We start from the raw sequence: 4,356 nt of genomic DNA, 5'->3' as shown, positions 1-4,356 counted from the left end.
CGAATTTCACTAATAAGAGGACACCAATACCCCAAATTACGATCTCAAATATATTTCGTAGAATTATTATCGTTGATGGATAGTTTTCGTAATATTGATTTTGCTCATTCATTGCTTTGCACCTAACGATAGAGCTCACCTGCTGCGAGGGGGAATTACCACTAAACTTTGTAAGCAGGTTAAAACTTTGATAAACTACAAAACTATTTCAAACACGCCACAGCCCCTCGCAGTCAGGTGCAGCGAAGGGTTAGAATTTCTCTTTTATATCCTCACACAAAGCCTCAAAGCACACAAAGATTTATTGTTTTTATTCAATTCCTTTGTGACTTTGTGTCTTTGTGTGATTATTTTTAATTCTAACGATAGAGTTCAGCGGCGGCGGGGGAGGATTACCACCAAACTTTACAAGTAGAACAAAACTTTGGTCAACCTCATAACTTTGAAAAGCGGCACAGCCCCCGCCGTCCGCTGCAACGATTGGTTATCTGCCATTCTATGCTCAATCTTCATATCTCTTTATCAAACAGGGAGAAGCTTGCATCTAAATCTTTCCATGAGTTCTTTCAAATTTGAAGGTACAATTGAAGCAAAATTAAGCGTTTCAGCACTTGTTGTGCCAGCATAACTTAGATCTTTTTGGTACTGCTCCATTATTTCCTGTTTGTTCGGCACCTTTATTGTCCAAGAAAAATCCATTAAAAATGATGCAAGTATGGCTTTAAGTGTAGCCAAGCGGCCGATGACGTATGAAATCTCTGGAGAATTTCCATGCCCAGCTTTTACAACGAAATCCCTGAGCGACTGTATAGGACTGGTCGCATCTTCGTATTCCTTCTCGAACTGCTCACGTGATATAGCTTGGATGCCACTCTTTGATCTCTCAATACCGCACTCTGCTATCCTTTCCATACTCCCCGAGAAAAGATGAGCAGACTCTCGTGAATCATCATACTGGTGGAAACTTTTATACAACCAAATGTAGGAAAAAATAGAATAGGCCAAATCAACAAACATGTATGTATGCTGCAGATCAGGACACTCTTCCGTTTCGGCTGGGGGAAGGGCATTAATTCTGTCCTGGACAATCCTACCCCATACCAGAAAATTAAACATTCTGTATACAAACTCCCGAAGGTAATAACCATCTGATGCACTGGTCTCTCCTGGTTTTAACCACTTTCTGGCCTTATCTGGATTCTCAAAAAAGTTGCAAAGGCGTGTATAAAAATCCTTGGTTGCCCTAACGAAATTCGACTGACTAGAGCCAAGGAAATTAGCAACGCTTTCCCGTTCCTTTAACTGCAATTTCCTTTTTTCAATACGATAGTCACATATATATTTAGCAATAAATCCAATCAAGGCAGCTCCGATACCTGCGACAAATGAAATAATAGCTATCACAACTGGTTCACTTAGCAACTTCATGATTCCCTTTCTCCTCGATAGACATCAGTGCATCCATCCGATCTCCGCAATTGCAGATAACGATAGAGCTCAGCCGCCGAGCGTAAGCGAGGAATGTAAATCTCACCTTTCATATACATTGCAGCTTTACCCTTAATAACGACCCTTTCGCTTAAATTTTCGCAGAACAACTCACCACCTCTTGGAGAAAGTTGTAACGCATGCAATTTATCCTTCTTCAACTGTTCAGACCAATAAGGAATTAGCGTGCAATGTGCTGAGCCAGTAACCGGGTCTTCTGGAATGCCTGCGTTTGGAGCAAAAAATCTTGAAACAAAGTCAACCTTATTTCCTTTGGCAGATACTATCACTCCCATATATTCTTCGATTTTTGACAAAAGTTCCAAATTTGGCAAGAGATTACTTACTTTTTCTTCGTTTTCAAGAATTACTAATAAGTCTCTGGAGGCTAAAGTAGTCACTACATTAGTGCTCAATGCCTCCTCTAACATTTCTGGCTTTTTACAGGCAACCGGTCTCCTTGAAGGGAAATTCATAGATAACAACCCATTATCTAAATGTTCCACAGTTAAAGGTCCACTTTGAGATTCAAAAGTCACAGTGTTATCTTCAAACAATTTTTCCTCGAATAAAACGAACGCACTTGCTAATGTAGCATGTCCACATAAATCCACTTCTATCTTTGGTGTAAACCATCTGATTTTGAACTGAACATCTCTTGGCATTATAAATGCAGTTTCTGACAAGTTATTTTCTGACGCTATGCTTTGCAACATGCTATCATCAAGCCACTCTTCAAGAATACAAACAGCTGCCGGGTTGCCTGAGAAGACTTTACTTGTAAAGGCATCAACTTGATATATCGGAATATTCATGTGATTTCCTGGTTTCTAACGACAGAGCTCACCTGCTGCGGGGTGGATTACCACCAAACTTTGTAAGCAAGATAAAAGCTTGAGATACCACAAAACTCTAATTACGGCACAGTCCCCCGCAGTCAGATGCAGCGAATCGTTAGACTTATATTTTCTAAAATCCTATTCTCTCTCTATGGCTGAAACACAAATCTAATTTGTCAGGAAAAACTCTAAATCCTGTACCATGATCATGCGTTCTACCATCTGAATATTGTCCAATTCTTATATCAACAAGAATTGTTCCTTCTTTTAGCAGTTGAACAAAGTTATCAAAATCAAAACCGCTTAATAACCATGCTTCATTAAACCAAAACTCCTCATCGGCACCTTTGCCTCTTGATTCTGCTTTTACATATAACAGTTTTGGGAGCTTTCTTTCAAAAGAATTTTTAAGTGTTTCTTTATTCCAATAAGCGACAATCTCGTTTTTAGGAGTTATAAGATTTACTCTATCTTTTTGGATGTCAATTTTAAAACCGATTTTCCCTTTTATCTGATTATATGTTATAGCATTTACTGTGGTCTCTAATCTTTTGGTGCCCCAATCAGATTCGTAGCCAAATCTTTCCAGCAAAAGAGAATTTGTTCCTCTAGGAAAAGGGGATTTTGTAAATAGTGTAAGCATGCTTTTAACATTTTTTCTTGCAGATTTTAATTCAATCATTGCACAATTTGGTCCAGGCACATTATTTTCATCTATTCCTAAAAGGTCTTCCAGTGTTTTCCCAATACCTGTGTTTCCTATTCTATGGGTCTTGATATAACCCATCTCTTTTATTGTTTTTAATTTTTTTACCAATTCAGAATATCTTATTATTATGGTTTCCTCCAAAAGTCAAGAATGTATTCAAAAGTTGTACTGAGAGTTATGTAATTACTTGGCCAACCAAAAATACCTACATTATTTACTAAGTTTCTTTTGTCCCAGATGATTATATTCCTGAGTTCATAGCCTACCTTTTCCATTGCTTCTATAATATAACTATGTGTTGGATATCTGTGATTATTTTCCCATAAGTCATTAACATTAATTACACAATGTGCTTTTGGATTCAATAGCGGCAATATTCCCTTATATATTTCGGCAAGTGCATCGATATATTCTTTAAGATTCATTGTTCCAAGGTCTCGTGGATTATCTGAATATTGCTGAATTTTTTTGTAGTGTTTATTTTCTCGAAGATCACTACGAAGGCTTTTATTTAATCTTTCATGATATAACATATTAGCATAAGGCGGTGAAGTAACGCATAATGCCACTGTTCCTTCATCAAGATATTTTGGAATATTCAAGGCATCATCACAAATTGCAATCTGTTTTGTATTCTCTCCAAAGTCTAATTCTGTCTGAGCAAACCTTGAACTCGTAACATCAATATATCTTTGGTTAAGATCAAATCCTACTGCGTTTCTATCTAAGTCTCGTGCTGCAATAAGAGTAGTTCCAATACCAACAAAAGGGTCGAGCACCAATTCTCCCTTATGGGTAAAAAGTTCTATGCACTTTTTAGGTAAAGCAATTGGAAATACAGCTGGATGTATTTCTTTATCTCTAATATCTCTCTTTTCATAATATAGTTCCCAGATAGCAACTTGTCCTTTAACCCATTCTTTAGGGGTAAGACAATTTATATGGCTATCAGAACAAGTACAGGTTTTTCTGAAGTTAATGTCTATTTTTTTCATCATTATCTCTCTCTCTTTTGCATCTACAGTTTGTTGTCTAACGATTGAGCTCACCTGATGCGGGGAGAATTACCACCAACCTTTGTTAGCAAGATAAAACTTTGATAAACCACAAAACCTCGAAAACGGCACAGCCCCCCGCAGTCAGGTGCAGCGAAGGGTTAGAAAAAGCTGCACTTTGCCGTCTCTTTTTCTTTTCTCCTTGCTGGCTAAAGTACCTCATTTCAGAATACCAATTCACAATTCAAGATGCGATTCTATTCTCTCTTTTTCTTTTCTTCTATCTTACCGAATTATTGTGCATTCCACATTCACGGTTTAACTC

The 4,356-nt window shown here is 37.6% G+C and carries 4 protein-coding genes; all 4 read right to left on the bottom strand.

Annotation, left to right across the window (positions count from 1 at the left end):
• Positions 1-522: 522 nt before the first annotated feature.
• The 4 genes from AB1414_16315 to AB1414_16300 all read right to left on the bottom strand — a co-directional run bounded on the left by AB1414_16315 (position 523) and on the right by AB1414_16300 (position 4,034).
• Positions 523-1,428: a hypothetical protein gene (locus AB1414_16315; GenBank protein MEW6608982.1), complete on the bottom strand. Its 906-nt coding sequence runs from the start codon at positions 1,426-1,428 to the stop codon at positions 523-525.
• Complete coding sequence (locus tag AB1414_16310) at positions 1,425-2,303, bottom strand: PhzF family phenazine biosynthesis protein (protein MEW6608981.1); 879 nt, start codon at positions 2,301-2,303, stop codon at positions 1,425-1,427. The genes AB1414_16315 and AB1414_16310 overlap by 4 nt, the downstream gene beginning before the upstream one ends.
• Positions 2,304-2,457: 154 nt before the next feature.
• Positions 2,458-3,177, bottom strand: a complete 720-nt coding sequence (locus tag AB1414_16305; protein ID MEW6608980.1) for an MvaI/BcnI family restriction endonuclease — start codon at positions 3,175-3,177, stop codon at positions 2,458-2,460.
• Positions 3,162-4,034: a DNA methyltransferase gene (locus tag AB1414_16300; GenBank protein MEW6608979.1), complete on the bottom strand. Its 873-nt coding sequence runs from the start codon at positions 4,032-4,034 to the stop codon at positions 3,162-3,164. Before AB1414_16300 ends, AB1414_16305 begins: the two co-directional genes overlap by 16 nt.
• Between the last annotated feature and the right edge of the window lie 322 nt (positions 4,035-4,356).

Source organism: bacterium (assembly GCA_040755795.1).
GTDB lineage: Bacteria > UBA9089 > CG2-30-40-21 > CG2-30-40-21 > SBAY01 > JBFLXS01.
Note: the sequence above shows the minus strand (reverse complement) of the source record. Positions and strands in the feature narration are given on the sequence as shown.